Genomic DNA, 19,323 nt, shown 5'->3' with positions numbered 1-19,323 from the left:
ATATAAAGCATGACATTTATGATGGAAAAATCGAGAGTATTAGTTGTTGATGATGAACCTCTTAATTTAAAAGTAATACGCGAAGTGTTAAATGATGAGTACCGACTTTCCTTTGCTAAATCGGCAGACGCAGCATTAAAGCTTATTGATAATGAACTACCTGATTTAATTTTACTCGACATTATGATGCCTGAAATGAGTGGCTTACAAATGTGTGAAATATTAAAAAAACAGGAGAGAACGAAACATATTCCAATTATTTTTGTAACAGCTTTAGGAGATGAGCGTGACGAATTTATCGGTTTAGAATTGGGTGCCGTTGATTATATCTCTAAGCCGATCAGTCCGCCTATTATTAGAGCCCGTGTTAAAAATCATTTGTCGCTTGTACAAGCTGATCAATTAAAAAAAGCTCATGTAGACTTAGTAACTCGTTTAGGTAGAGCGGCGGAATACAAAGACACTGATACAGGTGAACACATTATTAGAATGAGTCAATATTCTAAAGCCTTAGCTTTAGCGTATGGTATGCCTGAACAATATGCCGAATTAATCAAACAAGCAGCGCCTATGCATGACATTGGAAAAATAGGTATTCCAGATAATGTGCTATTAAAGCCAGGTAAACTAACGGCTGAAGAGTTCGCTTTAATGAAAACTCACGCTGAAATCGGTGGCAAAATTCTTACAAACTCTAGTTCACCTTTATTACAACTAGCCTATGTGCTAGCAATGGAACACCATGAAAAATGGGATGGCACCGGTTACCCGAATAACTTACAAGGTGAAGATATATCAATAGAAGGGAGAATAGTTGCTATTGCCGATGTGTTTGATGCATTAACGTCTAAACGTCCTTATAAAGAAGCTTGGACTGTTGAAGCCGCATTTGAATTTATTGGGCAGCAAGCTGGAATTCACTTTGATCCACAATTGACTCAGCTGTTTTTAGATAATAAAGATATTATCCTACAAATAAAAAATGCTAATACAGATAAAAGTTAACTGTAATTACTTTGTTTTAATTAGGTTTGCAAAAATAATCAACTAAAACTAAAACTAAAACTAAAACTAAAACTAAAACGTTGCTCTGTTAGTAAATTCGATCACAAGAGATACACATGCCTGAACAGCTACCTATTATAATTAAAGTTAACCGAGATTTAGTGGCGAATTTTGCAAAAATAAATGCCGTTTGTAATAAGTTAGAAGCACAATTTAACTTTCAAACACTGACTGCAAATTGGTATGGTGATGAAGAAAATATAGTAACCATTACGCTCTTTTTAGAGACTGCTGAAAGTTACATCTTCTGTGAAGGTGAACTCAAATTCGCTAACCTTGATCTGTATACCATTAAGTATTTTTCAGATGATGTAGTTTGCCGTATTAGTCGTAGCAAGCCGCAAATAGATTGTTATATCGCAATGACTGCTGCCGAGTTAGAATTACTCAGATTGCAAGCTAAGGTATTACCCAGCTTGATTCAGGTCAAGTTGCGTAAGGTTTTAAATTTAATTGCCGATGAAAAGTCATTACCACTAATACCATAAAGTAACCATACACTACATTATTTGTTAGCTATATACTCGTTCCACTTGAAGATGCTCGTTTCAGGAAGCCTGAGCGATTCATAACCAAGGCACCTTTTTTTATCAAGGGTTGCTCCCTTAAAAAGAAATGCAACGCATGGTATGATTTGCTCAGTCTTCCCCAAGGGCTGGTTTAGAAACGCTTTATGCCGCGTTATTGATTTTGAGAATGAACAACCATTCTCTACAATCAATGCCTTGCCTAAAGGCGTTTCTAATTCCAGCTGAATCCTGCATCTTCAAGTGGAGCGGGTATACGTCACTAATTCATATAAAAAAGCTATCAAAATTATTTTAATAATATTAGTAGCCAAATTCAATTCAACCCAACTCTCTGCTTAGGTTATGTTTCATGTCTCTTAATACTATGCGTTTAGATCGCTTTATCAGCGAACATTGTCAAATAAACCGTAAAGGCGTGCGTTTGATTTTGGCGCAAAAAAGAGTGTTTGTTGATGGTATTCTCGCCCGTGATGTCGCTCAAATTGTCGATAAATTTTCTGTTATAGAGATGGACCATAAAATTCTGCAGGCGAATCAAGCTCATTATATTATGTTAAACAAGCCTATCGGTGTTGTTTGTGCGACTAAAGATGACAAACATAACACTGTTATGGATTTACTGACTTCACAATACGAAAAAAAAATCATAAATAGTCTACACATAGTTGGCAGACTTGATCTTAATACGTCAGGCTTAGTGTTGTTAACAAATGATAGTCGTTGGTCTGAGCGTTTAACGTCTCCTGAGCATAAAGTTGAAAAATGCTATCAGGTAACGCTTGCTAAGCCTTTAACGCAGGATTATATTAACGCTTTTGCACAAGGTATGTATTTTCCGTATGAGGATATCATCACACAAGCTGCCAAATTGAGAATTTTAACGCCATTACAAGCTGAAGTGATTTTAACAGAAGGCCGTTATCATCAAATTAAGCGAATGTTTGGACGTTTTCGTAATCAGGTCGTTAAGCTGCACCGCCAATCTATAGGGCAACTAACACTTGACGCCTCATTGATGCAAGGGAATAGCAGAAACTTAACAGCTGAGGAAGTAAATAACATAACAAGCTTTTTGTAATAGTATGTTCATTAATAATTATCACTTTCTAAATGATAATTATTAATATTTTTTTACTAATATATCAAATCGATAGCTTTCGATACTCGCAATTTGGGATTGCTTGAGTATAATGGTTTAAGTTAACAAATTTTCTTTTTAAAGGATGTAGTAAATGGATGTTTTTAATAGATGTTATTAATGGGTAATGTTAAATGAATATATCGCTATCACTTTTTTTCTCACTTGCTTTAGCTCTTTTATTAGCAAGCTGCTCTAGCTCTAGCGATGTTTGTGAAGATGTCACATTAGCTTCTGAACAAATTCAGGAATGTCAGGCTCTACACAAGCGCATTGTTACTTTTAAAGGAGATATTCTTACTCGTTCAGAGCTAGATCGCCGTTATCAACAAGACTGTATTGATATTCGTTATTATCGTGATGAAAAACAGTTAGCTATTTGTGGTAATAAGGATAAAGTCAAAAAAATTATAGACTCAGCGCAAAAAGAATCAGAAGCATTACAATAAGTTATTTATTTTAAACCTGTTTATTATGCCTTCTAATAAAAGGCTTTGAATATATAACCAAACGGTATCGCTATTTTGAAATCAGACAATCAACAATGTAATACGGCTCAAACGACTGAAGAGTTAATACTCGCTAAAGATGCGATTATTACTGATCTATCGGATGATGTTGATCTTCTTGAGCGAAAAAATGCCGATTTACAAGAGCGATATACCGCTTTATTTAAGCTTAATAGGCTATCGCAAGAATGTAACGATCTCGATACTTTTTACTCGCAAGTACACAGTACAATTGCCTCGTTAATGACGGCAGAAAACTTCTTTATCGTTTTATACGATCAAACCTTCGATACCATAGAGTTTGTTTATTATATTGATGAAAAAGATGAGAAACCCGAAGGCATTATTGATCACCAAGATCTAGATGGCTCATTTACCAATTTAGTGATCGAATCAAAACAACCGCTATTACTTACGCCTGAATTAGAACAACAACTTTTCGACAACTACAAAATTAAACAGTTTGGTACCCGAAGTACAGACTGGTTAGGCGTTCCTTTACTGCAAAATGGCTTAGTTATTGGCACCATCACCATACAAAGTTATGATGAAAAAATTCGTTATACAGAAAGTGACTTGCACTTACTCACTTTTGCTGCCCAACATATTGTTGGCGCAATGATACGTTTGCAGGACCAACAACGCTTAAAAAATGCTGTAAATGCCCGTACTAAAGAATTAATGGCACAAATACGTGAACGTGAAAAGTCAGAGTTATTACAAGAATCCTTATATCGAATATCCGAGCTCACCACTAATATAGAGATAGACATAGATACCTTCTACAGTATGGTACACAATATTATTGGACAGTTGATTAACGCAAAAAACTTTTTTATTGCCAAGTATGAAAAAGATAACAATATGCTGCATTTTTCATATTGTGTTGACGAAAACTCAACTGACTTAGATAAAGACTTCAAGCCACGAAAACTGTCTAATCGTTATTCCGAATTGGTGATCAGTCGTCGCGAAACAGTATTACTTTCATATCAAGAAATGATGAGCTTACACCTTGAAGGTGAAACCGTTAAACCACAAGACGATATTCATTCTTGGCTTGGGGTTCCTTTAATTTACTCAGGTAAATTACTGGGAGTAATGGTATTGCAAAGTTATCACCATAAAACGACATATAACCAACAAGATGCAGAGTTACTTAACTTTGTTTCTAACCATGTTTCAGCAGCGATTAAGCGCCGTGAGTTGGCTGACTTTGAAAGACGTAGTCATGAATTGCTTGAGCAGCAAGTAAAGTTGCGAACAATCGCGCTAGAAGACGAAATAAATCATCGTAAACAAGCTGAAACATTACTTAAACATGCTGCGGCTCATGATAGTTTAACTGGTTTAGCCAATAGAACTTTATTTATTGATCTGCTTAATCATGCAATTGCTTGCGCTAAACGTAAACCTGATTTTTCTTTTGCGGTACTGTTTTTAGACCTTGATCGTTTTAAAGTGGTTAATGACAGCTTGGGTCATCACGCGGGAGATATTTTACTGAAAATTATTGCCCGAGAATTAGAGCGTATTGTTCGTAGTAAAGATACTGTGGCTCGTTTAGGTGGTGATGAATTTGTTATTCTTATTGAAGATTTAGATTCGAATGATGAAGCTTTTGAAGTAGCAAAGCGTATTACTGAATTTCTACAAGAGCCATTCACTATTGACAACCAATTGGTATATACCGGCACCAGTATTGGGATTTCTTTTAACAACACACGCTATACCGATGCCAATACAATGCTCAGAGATGCAGATACAGCAATGTATCACGCGAAAGATAATGGCAGAGGGCGTTATGAAGTGTTTGATGCCAGTATGCATCAAAAAGTGCAAAATGCTTTAAGTTTAGAAGCAGACATTCGTGAAGCTATTGCTTGGCAAGAATTTATACCGTATTTCCAACCTATTATTCAGTTAGATACTCTCGAATTAACAGGTTTTGAAGCGCTAGCTCGTTGGCAAAGCAACAAGCGTGGCTTTGTTTACCCGAATGACTTTATTCCATTAGCGGAAGACACCAACTTAATTCAAGCTATTGATATGCAAATAATAGAAAAGTCCTGTCAACAGCTTAAATATTGGCAGAATGAACTGGGTCACCATGACATTTATATTAGCTGCAACCTCTTTGCAAAACAGTTTTTTAGTACCAGTTTACCCAAGCGTATTGAAAAAATACTTGCTAAAACGGGTTTAGCTCCACATCACCTTCGTGTTGAGTTAACTGAGCGAGCTTTACTTGAAAATGCAGATATTGTACATATTAATATGCAAGCTCTTAAAGACATGGGAGTAAAAATATTACTGGATGATTTTGGTACAGGTTACTCCAGTTTAGGTTACTTACACCGTTTCCCTATTGACGTATTAAAAATTGATAGATCCTTTATTAATAATGTTCATGAACATGAAAACCACAGAGCTATCATCCGTACCATCGTTGATCTTGCTAACAACTTACAAATGAGTACCGTAGGTGAAGGCATTGAAAACTTAGCTGATGCTCAATTATTACAACAAATGAATTGTAAATATGGGCAAGGTTATTATTTTGCTAAACCTATGTCGCCACAACACGCGGCAGATTACATCATTAATAAGCTCAAGTGATACTCATCAAGCCCCTCATTAATAACCGTTAAACTTTGTAAAAACTCTTAGAAGCAAAATTTAACAATTAAAGATTATAAAGCCTTAACAAATAAAGTCTTAGCTAGTACCATCAAGTGAGTTAATGCTTATAGCAAGTTGATTCAATACCTTATACCAGTTTAATTTAATCAACTTGCTATTAAATAGTTAACAGCCAAACAAGTAAAACACTTTAGTAAATCACACTACAACTCAGCAGAGAACTGTCTGCTTGAATTAGAGGAAATATCTATGCTTTTTACTGGCTCTTTAATTACAGATTGCCCAATCAGACAAAAAATTCGTGAATTTTATCGTATCGACGAAAACATTGCGGTGGACCATATTTTACCCGCAGCAGAAGTGAATGTTAGTGCTCGAAGTCGCGCTTGGGAACGTGCCCGTAAAATAGTATTAAAAATTAGAAAAGACCAAGAAGGTACTGGTGCCATAGATTTACTGCTTAATGAGTACTCACTATCTACAGAGGAAGGTGTTGTACTAATGTGTTTAGCCGAAGCATTATTACGAGTACCTGATAAACAGACGCAAGATGAACTTATTCGCGATAAAATATCACAAGGCCAATGGAGTGCTCATTTAGGTGCTAGTGACTCCTTATTTGTTAATGCCTCATCTTGGGGGCTACTCATTACAGGCTCAATGGTTGATTACGCTGATAAACGCAAAAAAGATCAATTTGGCTTATTGAAAAAAACGGTGGGCCGTTTAGGTGAGCCTGTTATTCGTAAATCAATGAATTACGCCATGAAAGTTATGGGCAAGCAGTTTGTGATGGGCGAAACCATCGAGGCGGCCACAGAGCGAGCAGCGAGCAAAGAACAACAAGGCTATGTTTACTCATACGATATGCTGGGCGAGGGTGCTCGTACCATGGCTGATGCGGATCAATATTATAAAGCCTATGAAGATGCTATTACCGCTATTGGTGCCGTTGCTGTTGCTTCGGGGAAAAACGATCCGCGCAAAGTGCCAGGGATCTCTATAAAACTTTCTGCAATTCATCCGCGTTATGAGTTTTCACACCAACAAAGAGTGATGGATGAAATAGTCCCTAAATTAAAAGCCTTATGTTTACATGCTAAGCAATTTAATATTGGATTAACGGTTGATGCGGAAGAGTCTGAGCGTTTAGATATTTCTTTAGATATTATTGAAGCGGTATTTACTGAACCTGAACTGGGTGATTGGCATGGCTTTGGTTTGGCATTACAGGCCTATCAAAAACGCGCTATTTTTGTGGTTGAATGGTTACGTGAGTTAACCTTACGGACTAACCGAAAAATGATGATCAGGTTAGTAAAAGGCGCTTATTGGGACACCGAAATTAAAAATACCCAAAAGGATGGTTTAAATCATTTTCCAGTCTTTACACGTAAATCATCCACCGATGTGTCTTACCATGCTTGTGCTAATAAATTATTAGAATATCGCGATACTATTTACCCACAATTTGCCACACATAATGCTTATACAGCTGCCACAATTGTTGAACTTGCTGGAAATGACAAGGCTGGCTTTGAATTTCAGTGTTTACATGGCATGGGTGATTCTTTATATGATCAAATAGTTAAACAAGAAAGCATTCAGTGTCGTATCTATGCGCCAGTAGGTTACCATGAAGATCTCCTTGCTTACTTAGTACGTCGTTTATTAGAAAACGGGGCAAACTCTTCATTTGTTAATGCCATCGTTGATGAAACACAACCCGTTGAAGCTTTATTAGAGGATCCCGTTGAAAAAACGCAACGCCTTAAAGTGAAATACAATAATCAAATTATTAAGCCGATTGATTTATACCGTTCTGAAAAAGTTAATATTGAAGGTACCGACGCAGATGAGCCAGGGCGTGATAACTCGAAAGGTTTAGATTTAACTGACATTAATGAAATTACACCATTAAAAGCAGCGTTAGATACTTGGATTTTTGAACACCTTTTAGATAAAGATTTAGTGCCAGGTGGCGCTAATGCGGTTATGAATCCTGCCAATAGAAGTGAGATCATAGGCTTTCATCAATACCACACTAATGATGAAATGTTATTGATGATTGATAACGCGCAAAGTGCATTTGAATCATGGTCGATTACCCCTGTTACAGAGCGAGCAGAGTTACTTTGTCGCATAGCTGATATTTTAGAGCGTCACATGGACGAACTGATCGCCCTTTGTATTAAAGAAGCAGGAAAGGTCGCCCAAGATGGTGTCGATGAAGTGCGTGAAGCCGTTGATTTTTGTCGCTATTATGCTGCTCGCGCACTTGAGTTAAATGAAGATGAACGACTAGAACCACGCGGTGTTGTGTTGTGTATTAGCCCATGGAATTTCCCTCTGGCTATCTTTTTAGGGCAAGTTGCCGCAGCCATTGCTACGGGTAATACAGTGCTAGCAAAGCCAGCAGAGCAAACAGGACTTATTGCCTTACGTGCTATTGAAATGATGAAATCGGTTGGTTTACCTGAAAATGTTGTACAAGCGGTGATTGCTGTTGGTAGCGCGGTTGGTGAAACTATTATTCCAGATAGTCGTATTCAAACGGTGATGTTCACAGGCTCAACGGAAACAGGTACTCGTATCTCTCAAGCTTTAGCCGAACGTGGTGGCGACCAAGTACCATTAATTGCCGAAACTGGCGGTCAAAACTGTATGATTGTTGACTCTACCGCCTTACCAGAGCAAGTGGTTGATGATGTTATATCATCAGGCTTTCAAAGCGCAGGACAACGTTGTTCGGCTTTACGTGTACTGTTTTTACAAGAAGATATTGCTGATAATATTATTACAATGTTGCAAGGCGCCTTAGCAGAATTACATATTGGTGATCCTGCCAATTTAAGTACCGATGTTGGGCCTGTTATCGATCAAAAAGCCCTTGATGCGTTAAATGCACATGCCGATTACATGAAGAAAAACGGCAAGTTATTATATCAATGCCAACTCTCTAATGATGTTGTTGATGAAAATGGCCACTTTTTCTTTGCGCCACGCTTATATGAAATTGCAGATATTAGCGTGCTAACAAAAGAAGTTTTCGGGCCTTGTGTGCATATAGTGCGCTTTAAAGGTAATGAAATTGAACAAGTCGTCGATAGAATAAATAGCACAGGTTTTGGCTTAACTATGGGTATTCATACGCGTATAGAGCAACGCGCTATTGATCTAGCTAAATTATCGCGAGCAGGTAACGTTTATATTAATCGCAATATGATTGGTGCAATTGTTGGTGTACAGCCTTTTGGTGGTAGAGGCTTATCAGGTACTGGGCCGAAAGCTGGCGGACCACATTACTTAACACGTTTAGTAAAAGAAAAAGCGACCCCAGATGCTGATGCTTTTAGCTTCCCAACAGATATTTTACCAAGCTTAACCGGTAATGAAGCCGAAACGGCAGAAGCAATGCGTTTGATGGAGCAAGCAACCGAAGCTGAAAAAGCATGGCGTTCAACTGACTTAAATACACGTATTTCATGTGTTCGTCAGTTATTAGCAAAAATAGCCCACGTTGAAATTGTTGATGACTTAGCCGATAACTTAAATCGTACTTTAGCTACCGCACGTTCTCAACTTATTGATATTGAAAAACGGATGAAAAAGCCGAAATACTTGCCTGGCCCTACCGGTGAGTCGAATATTATTTACCTAGAAAATCGCGGTAATATCATCTGTTATGCCGATAAGAATGTTAACTTTGATTTTTGGGTGCTGTCTATTGTAACCGCACTTGCTACGGGTAATACAGTAACGGCGGTTGTTTCTGACTTATTTTATCAAGAGGCGTTAGCGTTTAAAGCTAAATTTGTAGCTACAGGTGCTGATGAAGATGTTTTTCAAGTGGCTAAACTTTGTCATTTAGAAGCTTTATTAGCACACCCTGCTTTGTCAGGCGTTGTAGTAGATAGTGGTTGTGAAAATAAGCATTATATTAGTGACAAATTAGCGCAGCGTCAGGGCGCTATTTTACCGGTGATCAGCTCGGAATATTTTGATAACTTAATTCAGCGTTTAATTACCGAAAAAACAATCAGTATTGATACTACCGCTTCTGGTGGTAACACATCACTGATGACACTTGATGAAGACGATTAATCATTAATCTATTAATGATTAAACTATTAATGATTAAACTAGGGGGTAAGGGAGCTTGTTGTTAACTTACTCCCTTAATTCTTTTTTACTCTTTACCTATTATTGCTAAGTAGCGCGACTCATTATTTTGATTGTAAAATACATTGTTTCTTCTATATTTAGATATTTACCTTTAAGTTCAGTAAGAAACAAAAGCTAACGCTAAAGATAACTGAACGAACAGTACAAGGATGATTATGAACGCCCAAGATTACGCATTACAAGCAAATGGCTCGTTTGCGTTACCCGACGCTTGCTTTAAAGTAAAAGCATTATTGGCCGATGAAAACTCTCAAATATCTGATTTTGCAGATATTATTGGTGTTGATCCGTTCATGACTTCACGTTTACTGCAAATAGCTAATAGTGCTATTTATAGCTTTCCTGGAGAAATAAGCACCATCTCTAGGGCTATTACTATTATTGGTACACAAGCTATTTATACCATGATGTTAGTTGATGTTGCGGCTTCTGCGTTTAAACATTTCGAAAACCAAGCTATTGACTTAAAACGTTTTTGGCGAATGAGCGTCTATTGTGGGTTAGCCGCTAAAAACCTTGCCATCAAGGCAAGTATTCGAGATATTGAACGGTTATTTATTGCCGGTTTATTACAAAACTTTGGTGAATTATTAGTGGCAAAAATTACCGCTGATATTGCTCAACAGTGTGAACAGTATAATAAAACGCAGTTGCCTTGGGATAAACAAGAGCAGGTACTCGGTTATACCTACACTGACATTTCAGCCGATTTATTGCGTATTTGGCAAATACCAGAAAAAATTATTCTTCCAATTCGCCATTTTAATGCGGCTTCAGCTATTGAAATTAATAAAGATGTTAAAATACTCAATTTAGCATCGCGCTTAGCTTTGATAGATAGTCATCCGAATGAATTTACTTATGAAGATGTGATTGATGAATCTTTTTGTAAGCCGTTAGCTTTATCGGTAGAAGACTTAAAACAAGCAGCCGATTTTGCTGATAAAGAAGCTACCAATATTCTAACGATGATGAATCCCAAATTGTTTTCATAGTAAAACATAGTAAGGAAAATAGTAAGGGACAACCTTAATTCTCAACTTTAAGAAGAAAAACAACATAGGATCAAAATGACAGCGTCCAGAGAGCACTTTAGTTCACGAATAGGCTTTATATTAGCAGCAGCAGGCTCAGCGGTAGGTATTGGTAATCTAGTTGGTTTCCCAGTGAATGCCGCTAAAAATGGTGGTGGAGCCTTTTTAGTCATGTATGCGGTGTTTGTTTTTCTTATATGTTTACCGGTAATGATTGCCGAAATGGCAGTGGGGAGAAATACCGCGAAAGAGCCAGTTGGTGCATTTAAAAGCCTAAGCCAAGGTAATAAACTTTGGGGAGCTGCTGGCTTTTTAGGAGTACTAACGCCGTTTATGATTGCTGTTTTTTATATGGTGATCACGGTTTGGATCTTTGGCTATATTGTACTTACCTTAATGGGTAGACTTGACTATTTAGCCAGTGGCGCAGGGTTTGGTGAATTTATTAACAGCCCGTACTTGTATTTAGCGTTGCTAGTTGTCGGCGGCATTGTTAGCTTCATTTTAGCCGCGGGAGTAAAAGAAGGTATAGAAAAAGCTGCTAAAACATTAATGCCTACTTTGTTTGTTATGCTTATTGTCATGGTGATATTTGTGTTAACACTTGATAATGCTATGACAGGTGTACATTTTTTCTTAATCCCTGATATTGACAAATTAACCCCTAAAGTTATTAACGGTGCATTATCGCAAGCCTTTTTCTCTCTATCTTTAGGTATGGGGATTTTATTAACTTATGGCTCATACATTAATAAACAAACCAATATTCCTAACTCTGCAAAGTTAGTTGCGATAACCGACACAGGGGTTGCCTTTGTTGCAGGTTTAATGATTTTACCTGCAGTGTTTTCATTTAATCCAGAGATCAACCCAAGTGAATTAAGTGATAGCTCCGTCTCCTTAATTTTTACTTTTTTACCTAAAATATTTTTAGCCCTACAAGCATCGTTAGGCTATGTTGGCGCTAGTGCGGTAGCGACCTTCTTTTTTCTGTTAGTGTTTTTTGCGGCGATCACCTCGTTAGTGTCAATTATTGAAGTACCTGTTTCCTATTTAGTCACAGAAAAAAAACATAGCCGTAAAAAAGCCTTAGGTTACTTAACATTTACAGCAGGGATTCTCACCTTATTTGCGACAGCCTCTTTTGGTATGGTCAGCTTCTTTACTGACTTCACTTCTTATGCTGGCGCGAGTAAATCATTTTTTGATGTTATTTATGATGTCTTTTACGATACCATTTTACCGCTAAACGGTTTTTTACTGTGTATTTTTGTGAGTTACCGTTGGCGGCGAAAGCAATTGTCTGAAGAGTTGAGTATTGGTAATAAAAACTATAAAGGCTCGTGGGTAGAAAAATACATTAACTTTTCGCTAGGCACGTTTATCCCACTTATTGTGTTACTTATTTTTATTAATACAGTGGCAACTAAATTTTTTGCGACGAGTTTATTTGGTTTATAACGAGAGTGTCGTTATAGATATTTAGCTAGTTAAACTTATTTAGACATACACTTACCTTTTATTTAAACAATGCAAGGTAAGTGCTATTATTCGGCCTTTCTTTTCCGCTCACTTATTATCAGATTTCAAACCATGATAGAACATATTAACAGTACCTATTTTACTGATGCACAGCGACTTTTTCATGGTCGAGGTCACGCATACCCTAATTTAAGCCATGTCAATGTTGACTGGTTATCACCTGTTATTCTTATTACTTTATATCAAGCGGTTGATAATGATTGGCTTCTTGAACAAGCCACAGCATTAAAAGCACTAATTAAAGCGTGTCGCTCGGTACAAGTGCAGCATCGTTATCAAAAATTTGCACCAACCCAGGTGTTACTTGGTGAGCCTATAACTCATACCATTGTTAGTGAGCAAGGGCTTAAGTATCATATCGAGTTTGGTAAAGCGCAAAACAGTGGTTTGTTTTTAGATATGCGTAATGGGCGATCATGGTTACGCGAACATTCAGCAGGCAAAAATGTATTGAACTTATTTGCATACACTTGTGCTTTTTCGGTAAACGCAATTGCTGGTGGCGCAAGTAAAGCGGTTAATATTGACTTAAGTAAAGCCTCGTTGAGTAAAGGTAGAGAAAATCACCAACTGAACGAGTTAGCAAAAAAACAGGGCAAACAAGTTGTTTTTGAAGGTGTTGATATTTTTAAGTCTAATAGCCGTATTAAAAAATATGGTCCGTACGATATTTTAGTGTGTGATCCACCATCGTTTCAAAAAGGCAGTGTAAATATTGAACGCGATTACGCCAAGATTATTCGTCGTATTCCACAGTGGATGAACGTTGGCGCAAGCTTGATGTTATGTTTGAACTCACCCGACTTAGATGAAGAGTTTTTAAAAGCTGAAGTTGCTCGTGAATGTCCTGATTGCCATTTTGAACAACACCTTGAAAATCCTGAAGCGTTTAAAGAGGCCCATCAAGGTAAAGGTTTAAAGGTATTAATATTTACTTATCAGCCTACTAACTCAGTAACTTAATAGCACTTTAGGGTAAGATGAACGTTTAGTTATTTAGTTATTTAGTTAGGCGTTAATATCATGCGTTAATATAAATGTTTACCAACGCCTATACTTAACGCCTTTACTCAGTTGTTCTTACTCGCCAAAACCTTGCGAACCTTGGAATACCCGCATCGGTTAGACCGTTATATTTAAAAGTTATCAATGTGCCTATTTTCGGTGGGTTAGCGCGTTCGTTGTCGCTAAAGCCACTACCAATTTTAAAGATAACCCCTTCTGCCGTTTGTACTTCAAGTGCGCCAAGCAGGCCTGTATACTTCCCTTTTCCTTGGGTATGAGCGATAACGATGGCCTCGGCATCTTGATGCTTTTTAAGTTTCATTAAGGCGCTATTTCTCCCTTCTTTGTAATAAGCATTGGCATGATGCAGCATCAATCCCTCACCATTAGAGTCAATAACTTCAGCGAGCTTTACCTCAAGTTCATCTGTATCGTTTAGTCTTATTTGATTTACCATGCCCAAATAGAAAGAAGGAACTGTCTTTAATAGTGTTTGCATCTGCTTAACTCTTTCACTGAAGTGAGTTATGCTTTCGGGTAAGTCAAACATCATAAAACGCACATTCTGCCAACAACTTGTTGTTTGATTTTCATCGGCTTGGTGCCTACTGATACATGACATTAAATGTTGAAATTTACCTCGAGCAATCCATAGTTCTCCATCTATTGCTTGAGTCGGCCAGTTTTTAGTAAACCAAGTAGGGCTGTTAATTATATTCCCTTGGCGAGTTATTAACTTTTCACCATCCCAGTAACCTCGTACACCGTCTAATTTCTCTGAAATAAAGTACAAACTTATATCATCAACAGATTGATAATCAACGCCGTGTTGAATGCTAGGCGCCTCATTTTGGTTGTTGTGTAGGTTTGAAGTATTAGTATTTTGTATTGATATAGTGGCCGTTAATGACCAACTTAATGCTGCAGTGATTATAAATAAGATCAATAAAAAGGATTTTTTCATCACGTACCTCCTTGTAGGGTGATGTTTGGTAATGCCATTAATACTAGTCTATATTTTATAAATAAGTAGCTTGAATTTTATACTGTAACTGTGGGTTTTAAGCTATTGGTTGAATGATTTTTAAATCAAAGCTTTAAAGCTTAGAGCTTAAGTAAATGTTTAAGTAAAGAATTTAACCTTTTATATTTTATTTTAACAGCCTTATATGAATACGGCTTAATGGCAAGGATTGCTATGATGAAAGAAATTATTCCGGTAGTTTTATTAATTTTTACACTTCCATTTATTTTACTTAGTTATAGCCCAGCAACATGGGCAAAAAAACACTGCAAACCTTTTCAGAAGAAATTACATAATGTTCAGGCGATGCAACGTAAATCATACTCACTTAAGCGCGGTATTAACTTACGAGAAAAAGAAGATTTGGCGAGAAATAAGTGGTGGCAGTGTGAACGCCTTTCAAAGAAACGCTTTAATGCTAAATATGGTATTAAAGGGAAGAAAAGTAAAAAAAGTAAAAATCGGAAAACAGTCGCCAAGAAAAGGAAAAATAAATTGTCAGTAAAAAAAATTAAGGTGGCTAACTACTCAGAAACGACAACGTTTAATCAACAAAGTGCAATTATTATTCGTTCAAAATATCAAGGTGAAAAACAATCTGCTTGGCTAGAGTTTTATAATCTTCCTGCGAAATGTAAAAAGCCTAAAACTATGTCTGACTTTGCTTATTGTCATGAACATAAAAGACAGCAACAAACTGAGTTCGATGAAGTTTATCAGGAGTGATTTTATTGTAGCAAGCAGTTCTAAGAAATCGCCTTAAGACGTTATTTTAGAGAAGTCAACACGCTGCGATTGGGAGTTATAAAATAAGTAGGGTTTAGATTAAAGAGCTAATCCTACTTATTTTATACTAGAAATATAGAATTACGCTTTATAGTTAGCTTTGCTTTCACGGTATTGATTAACCATGGTATCAATAACTTCTTGTTCATAAGAACGTAAGCCGCTTAATAACATATGCTTTTTACCGTGACCAATAATCTGATCGTTAGACAGTAGATCAAACTCAAGCCAAGCATCACCACGTTTGCCTTCTATTGTTAAGCTGGTCTTAGACAATTTCAATGTTACAGATTCAGCGTCTAAGGTTTGTAAGTCAATAGACATTGATTGGTACATAATCATAGGGCGTGCAGGGTTGATCATAACGCTATTTTCAAACATTAATTTAACTAAAATATCAGGAAAAGTATGTCCAGAAAAATCAACATAAGCTTTTGTTAAAGCATCAATAAGTTGTGGATTATGAGTTGCTTCGCCACTAACACTGACGTTTAAATAGGTTTTATCGTTATCATCTTTAATATCAAAGCTGTTATCAATTTTTTGCGGAAAGGTAAGGGCAATATTATCGTTAACCATACCTGAAAAATCGAAGGTCATTTTTTTATGAAGACCTGATTTAGCGATAATTATTGAGAAAAGTAGATCGCCCGGTACACAAAAACGTTTTGCATCAATATCATGTAGTGGGTTAAAGTCATCGGCTACTTGTTTAGCAAAGTTACTACCTTGCTCACGGCTAAAGCTAATTTTATTATCGTTAATCGGGCAATATTTTTCAATAAACATTTATTTGGTCGGCTCTTGAGTGGCGTTTGTACAATTTAATTTGAATAAAATGTATTCGATCCCAGTATTCTAACAGCAGTTGCCGCTTAAATCGAAATAAAGTGTCGTTATATTAACTGAGCAGACCTGTTATTAAAGGCAATATTCGTTAACTAACTGCTCCTTTTTAGCTTTTGTTAGGTGGCGAATTTCATATTCTCTTTTACACGCGGCACTTTTATTCTCGGCCATTTCAAGGTGCGCTAAACTGACAGGGCGTCTTGCTCGGGTATATTTTGCCCCTAGTTTACTGTTATTATGTTCATCAATACGTCTATGTATGTCGGTAGTTATACCTGCATATAAACTGTTGTCACTACAGCGCAAAAAATAAACCCACCAAGTACTACTCTTGTTTTGTTCTGTCATAGTGTGTAATAGAAATACTAAATACTTAAAAATAGATAGGCAAAGGGTAAATAAAAGTGCTTGAGATATCAAATAATATCAGCTTAGCTGAGTGGGAAATTGAGCTTACAGGCATCAGAGCAACAGGTAATGGTGGACAAAGAGTTAATAAAGTTGAAACTGCGATACATTTACGTTTTGATATTAACCGCTCATCATTACCTGCGGTTTATAAAGAGCGGCTATTAAAATTATCGGATAGCCGAATATCAACTGATGGTATTATTATCATTAAAGCTCAGTCATTTAGAACGCAATCTATGAATAAAGATGATGCCCTAAAGCGCTTAAAAGAATTAATTGTGTCAGCGATGGTAGTGCAAAAAAATAGACGAGCTACAAAGCCAACAAGAGGCTCGGTACAAAGGCGCTTAACAAGTAAAGCCAATAGAAAAGATGTAAAACAAACACGAAAAAAAGTACAGTTTTAGTATTTAATGCCGTTAACCCAACTAGTATATAGAACCCTGAATTCATATATTATTATATTTGGCATAAGTACAACCCCCCTGATAGAAATCCCGTAATTGTAATAGAGAGCAATATAAGTATGCCAATTAGCGAAATTGGTGCAGTAGAAAAACTTACCGCACAACTTGATAGTAATAATGTAGTTCAGTATCAATTGCCCCTGGCAAGCCTTAACGGCGATGGTACCAAACAAAGTATTGAATTAAACCCTTTAATAGGAAAAGAGATAAGCCTTAATTTTTCAGGAACCATTGCTTGTAAACACTGTGGCAAACGTACTAAAAAAAGTTATTCTCAAGGTTATTGTTACCCTTGTATGGCTAAGCTTCCTCAGTGCGACATGTGTATTATGAAACCTGAAACCTGTCATTTTCACTTAGGTACTTGTCGAGATGCTCAATGGGGTGAAAATAACTGTATGGTTGACCATTACGTATATTTAGCCAATAGCTCTGGTTTAAAAGTTGGCATCACCCGTCATACACAATTGCCGACACGCTGGATTGACCAAGGTGCTTGCCAAGCATTACCTATCTTTAAAGTAAGCACACGCTTGCAATCGGGGCTTGTAGAAACAGCATTGGCTGAGTTTATTAGCGATAAAACCAATTGGCGTGCCATGTTAAAAGGTGAACCTGAATCAATTGACTTAAAAGCTAAAGCACAAGAGCTTATGCCAAATATTAGTGATAAGCTTGCTGAACTTCGCCTTAAATTTGGTGAAGACGCAGTGGTAGCACTGGATGCCGAAGTGCAAGATATACACTATCCGGTTAGCGAATATCTGACCAAAATAAGTTCTTTTAATTTTGATAAAACAGAAACTGTTACAGGTGTTTTATTAGGTATTAAAGGTCAGTATTTAATTTTTGATAAAGGCGTTATTAATATGCGCAAGTTTAGTTCTTATCAAATAAGTATTGATTATTAATATTAATAAATAATATTAATAATCAATAACGAATAACTTGTGTGAGAAGTTATAGTTAACTAACATATAAATTATATTGACGCAGTAACAGATTGTATTTTTTATATACTTTTGATTGTATATACAAAGAATTTTTGATTTATAAATAGTAGTATTAAGGTAAGTGAATGACCATTGATGATTATATAGAGCAAGCTAGCGAAATTTTCGTTTTGTCGGATGCTTTTGTCAGAATAAGAGAGTTAATTGATGATGAAACGTCAACTATTGATGACATTTCAGAAGTTATTCTGCTTGACCCTGCTCTTACCGCATCAGTGTTAAAATTATCGAATAGTCCATTTTTTAATTATCCAGGTAAAATAGATACAATTTCTAAAGCGGTATTAGTTTTAGGTATCACTGAAGTATATAACTTAGTTATTGCCTATTTTTCTGCAGAAGCATTTAAAAATATTGATGCTAATCAAGAATACTTAGATGAATTTTGGCTGAAAAGTATTGATTGCGCTTTGGTCATGAAGTATTTAGGCACTAATTTAGGTATCGCGCATGCTGAAAGATTATTTATTTTAGGCTTGTTACATAATTTAGGTGAACTAGTGATTCATCAAGTTGATGTAACTAAAATAGCGGATTGTAAAAGTAATGATATTGACCGTTTACCTTGGGTGAAACAGCAAGATATTTTAGGTTTTACGTATGGTGAATGCTCTGCTGAATTATTAAAGGAATGGCAGTTACCTTATAATATTTTTTCTGTTGTGCGTAATCAAGACGTTGAAGATTTAAGTCAGTACCCAGTAGAAACACAACTGTTATTTATTGCTAAACGCGTAATGTATATAACTCAAGGCTTTAAAGAGCAAGATATAAAATATTCTCAATTATTAACAGATGAACAATTAAGTTTGCTAGATATTGATAACACTACATTAGATAATGCGGTTGCTTACTGCAATTTAGAGCGCTTAACGTTACTGGCTATTTTAAACCCTAACTCTTCGGGGCTTTATTAATACTTTTTGAGCTAAAATATTTTAAATTAGCTTCTATAACTTTAGCTCTGCTAAGCTAAGTAAAACAAAAAAGCCTAAAATTAACTTTTTAGGCTTTTTTTTGTGTTTTTTATGGATATTTAGTCATTGTTTTTTATTAGAGTTTATACCAATTTGATTAAATTTCTTCCCAACTCAGAGCTATGCTCGATGTGCAATGACAAGG

At 36.3% G+C, this 19,323-nt stretch carries 16 protein-coding genes; 13 read left to right on the top strand and 3 right to left on the bottom strand.

The annotated features are described in order from the left end of the window. The first annotated feature begins 9 nt into the window (after positions 1–9). From KO502_RS05725 to KO502_RS05685, 9 genes are all read left to right on the top strand, one after another. On the top strand, positions 10–1,005 hold the full coding sequence (locus tag KO502_RS05725; RefSeq protein WP_216021614.1) for a two-component system response regulator: 996 nt from the start codon (positions 10–12) through the stop codon (positions 1,003–1,005). Positions 1,006–1,121: 116 nt separating this feature from the next. Then, positions 1,122–1,553, top strand: a complete 432-nt coding sequence (locus KO502_RS05720; protein ID WP_216021613.1) for a hypothetical protein — start codon at positions 1,122–1,124, stop codon at positions 1,551–1,553. Between the two features lie 391 nt (positions 1,554–1,944). Further along, complete coding sequence (locus tag KO502_RS05715; protein ID WP_216021612.1) at positions 1,945–2,673, top strand: pseudouridine synthase; 729 nt, start codon at positions 1,945–1,947, stop codon at positions 2,671–2,673. Positions 2,674–2,867: 194 nt separating this feature from the next. Continuing rightward, positions 2,868–3,182: a hypothetical protein gene (locus tag KO502_RS05710; protein WP_216021611.1), complete on the top strand. Its 315-nt coding sequence runs from the start codon at positions 2,868–2,870 to the stop codon at positions 3,180–3,182. Between the two features lie 75 nt (positions 3,183–3,257). Continuing rightward, complete coding sequence (locus tag KO502_RS05705; RefSeq protein WP_216021610.1) at positions 3,258–5,861, top strand: EAL domain-containing protein; 2,604 nt, start codon at positions 3,258–3,260, stop codon at positions 5,859–5,861. 273 nt (positions 5,862–6,134) lie between these two features. Further along, on the top strand, positions 6,135–9,989 hold the full coding sequence (gene putA, locus KO502_RS05700) for a bifunctional proline dehydrogenase/L-glutamate gamma-semialdehyde dehydrogenase PutA (protein WP_216021609.1): 3,855 nt from the start codon (positions 6,135–6,137) through the stop codon (positions 9,987–9,989). 236 nt (positions 9,990–10,225) lie between these two features. Further along, complete coding sequence (locus tag KO502_RS05695) at positions 10,226–11,065, top strand: HDOD domain-containing protein (protein ID WP_216021608.1); 840 nt, start codon at positions 10,226–10,228, stop codon at positions 11,063–11,065. A gap of 75 nt (positions 11,066–11,140) precedes the next feature. Next, positions 11,141–12,565 carry a sodium-dependent transporter gene (locus KO502_RS05690; RefSeq protein ID WP_216021607.1) on the top strand — a complete coding sequence of 475 codons (1,425 nt, stop codon included), beginning with the start codon at positions 11,141–11,143 and terminating at the stop codon, positions 12,563–12,565. Positions 12,566–12,697: 132 nt separating this feature from the next. Next, on the top strand, positions 12,698–13,609 hold the full coding sequence (locus tag KO502_RS05685; RefSeq protein WP_216021606.1) for a class I SAM-dependent methyltransferase: 912 nt from the start codon (positions 12,698–12,700) through the stop codon (positions 13,607–13,609). Between the two features lie 103 nt (positions 13,610–13,712). On the opposite strand, the gene KO502_RS05680 is transcribed toward KO502_RS05685, so the two are convergent. Continuing rightward, positions 13,713–14,615 carry a DNA ligase gene (locus tag KO502_RS05680; protein WP_216021605.1) on the bottom strand — a complete coding sequence of 301 codons (903 nt, stop codon included), beginning with the start codon at positions 14,613–14,615 and terminating at the stop codon, positions 13,713–13,715. 237 nt (positions 14,616–14,852) lie between these two features. Here KO502_RS05680 and KO502_RS05675 point away from each other — a divergent pair, with 237 nt between their 5' ends. Continuing rightward, the gene (locus KO502_RS05675; RefSeq protein ID WP_216021604.1) at positions 14,853–15,401 is read left to right on the top strand and encodes a hypothetical protein; all 549 of its coding nucleotides are present in this window, start codon (positions 14,853–14,855) and stop codon (positions 15,399–15,401) included. Between the two features lie 141 nt (positions 15,402–15,542). On the opposite strand, the gene KO502_RS05670 is transcribed toward KO502_RS05675, so the two are convergent. Together KO502_RS05670 and KO502_RS05665 are read right to left on the bottom strand one after the other, a co-directional pair. After that, the gene (locus KO502_RS05670; protein ID WP_216021603.1) at positions 15,543–16,250 is read right to left on the bottom strand and encodes a DUF3581 family protein; all 708 of its coding nucleotides are present in this window, start codon (positions 16,248–16,250) and stop codon (positions 15,543–15,545) included. A 132-nt stretch (positions 16,251–16,382) separates the two neighbouring features. Continuing rightward, a complete protein-coding gene (locus tag KO502_RS05665; protein WP_216021602.1) occupies positions 16,383–16,658 on the bottom strand; it encodes a GIY-YIG nuclease family protein in 276 nt (91 codons plus the stop codon). Between the two features lie 56 nt (positions 16,659–16,714). On the opposite strand from KO502_RS05665, the gene arfB reads away from it, so the two are divergent. The 3 genes from arfB to KO502_RS05650 all read left to right on the top strand — a co-directional run bounded on the left by arfB (position 16,715) and on the right by KO502_RS05650 (position 19,118). Continuing rightward, a complete protein-coding gene (gene arfB / locus KO502_RS05660) occupies positions 16,715–17,128 on the top strand; it encodes an alternative ribosome rescue aminoacyl-tRNA hydrolase ArfB (RefSeq protein ID WP_216021601.1) in 414 nt (137 codons plus the stop codon). 119 nt (positions 17,129–17,247) lie between these two features. After that, on the top strand, positions 17,248–18,099 hold the full coding sequence (locus KO502_RS05655) for a DUF2797 domain-containing protein (RefSeq protein ID WP_216021600.1): 852 nt from the start codon (positions 17,248–17,250) through the stop codon (positions 18,097–18,099). Between the two features lie 167 nt (positions 18,100–18,266). Next, positions 18,267–19,118: an HDOD domain-containing protein gene (locus tag KO502_RS05650; RefSeq protein ID WP_216021599.1), complete on the top strand. Its 852-nt coding sequence runs from the start codon at positions 18,267–18,269 to the stop codon at positions 19,116–19,118. Positions 19,119–19,323 lie beyond the last annotated feature (205 nt).

This window comes from Colwellia sp. E2M01 (assembly GCF_018860585.1).
GTDB lineage: Bacteria > Pseudomonadota > Gammaproteobacteria > Enterobacterales > Alteromonadaceae > Colwellia.
This window is presented reverse-complemented; position numbering and strand designations above follow the sequence as displayed.

Bases quoted from the DNA above. Each gene is read 5' to 3' on its own strand.
- KO502_RS05650 (WP_216021599.1), top strand. From the start codon at position 18,267: ATGACCATTGATGATTATATAGAGCAAGCTAGCGAAATTTTCGTTTTG.
- KO502_RS05720 (WP_216021613.1), top strand. From the start codon at position 1,122: ATGCCTGAACAGCTACCTATTATAATTAAAGTTAACCGAGATTTAGTG.
- KO502_RS05665 (WP_216021602.1), bottom strand. From the start codon at position 16,658: ATGACAGAACAAAACAAGAGTAGTACTTGGTGGGTTTATTTTTTGCGC.
- KO502_RS05690 (WP_216021607.1), top strand. From the start codon at position 11,141: ATGACAGCGTCCAGAGAGCACTTTAGTTCACGAATAGGCTTTATATTA.
- KO502_RS05655 (WP_216021600.1), top strand. From the start codon at position 17,248: ATGCCAATTAGCGAAATTGGTGCAGTAGAAAAACTTACCGCACAACTT.
- KO502_RS05725 (WP_216021614.1), top strand. From the start codon at position 10: ATGACATTTATGATGGAAAAATCGAGAGTATTAGTTGTTGATGATGAA.
- KO502_RS05675 (WP_216021604.1), top strand. From the start codon at position 14,853: ATGAAAGAAATTATTCCGGTAGTTTTATTAATTTTTACACTTCCATTT.
- KO502_RS05695 (WP_216021608.1), top strand. From the start codon at position 10,226: ATGAACGCCCAAGATTACGCATTACAAGCAAATGGCTCGTTTGCGTTA.
- KO502_RS05670 (WP_216021603.1), bottom strand. From the start codon at position 16,250: ATGTTTATTGAAAAATATTGCCCGATTAACGATAATAAAATTAGCTTT.
- KO502_RS05715 (WP_216021612.1), top strand. From the start codon at position 1,945: ATGTCTCTTAATACTATGCGTTTAGATCGCTTTATCAGCGAACATTGT.
- putA (WP_216021609.1), top strand. From the start codon at position 6,135: ATGCTTTTTACTGGCTCTTTAATTACAGATTGCCCAATCAGACAAAAA.
- KO502_RS05710 (WP_216021611.1), top strand. From the start codon at position 2,868: ATGAATATATCGCTATCACTTTTTTTCTCACTTGCTTTAGCTCTTTTA.
- KO502_RS05680 (WP_216021605.1), bottom strand. From the start codon at position 14,615: ATGAAAAAATCCTTTTTATTGATCTTATTTATAATCACTGCAGCATTA.
- KO502_RS05685 (WP_216021606.1), top strand. From the start codon at position 12,698: ATGATAGAACATATTAACAGTACCTATTTTACTGATGCACAGCGACTT.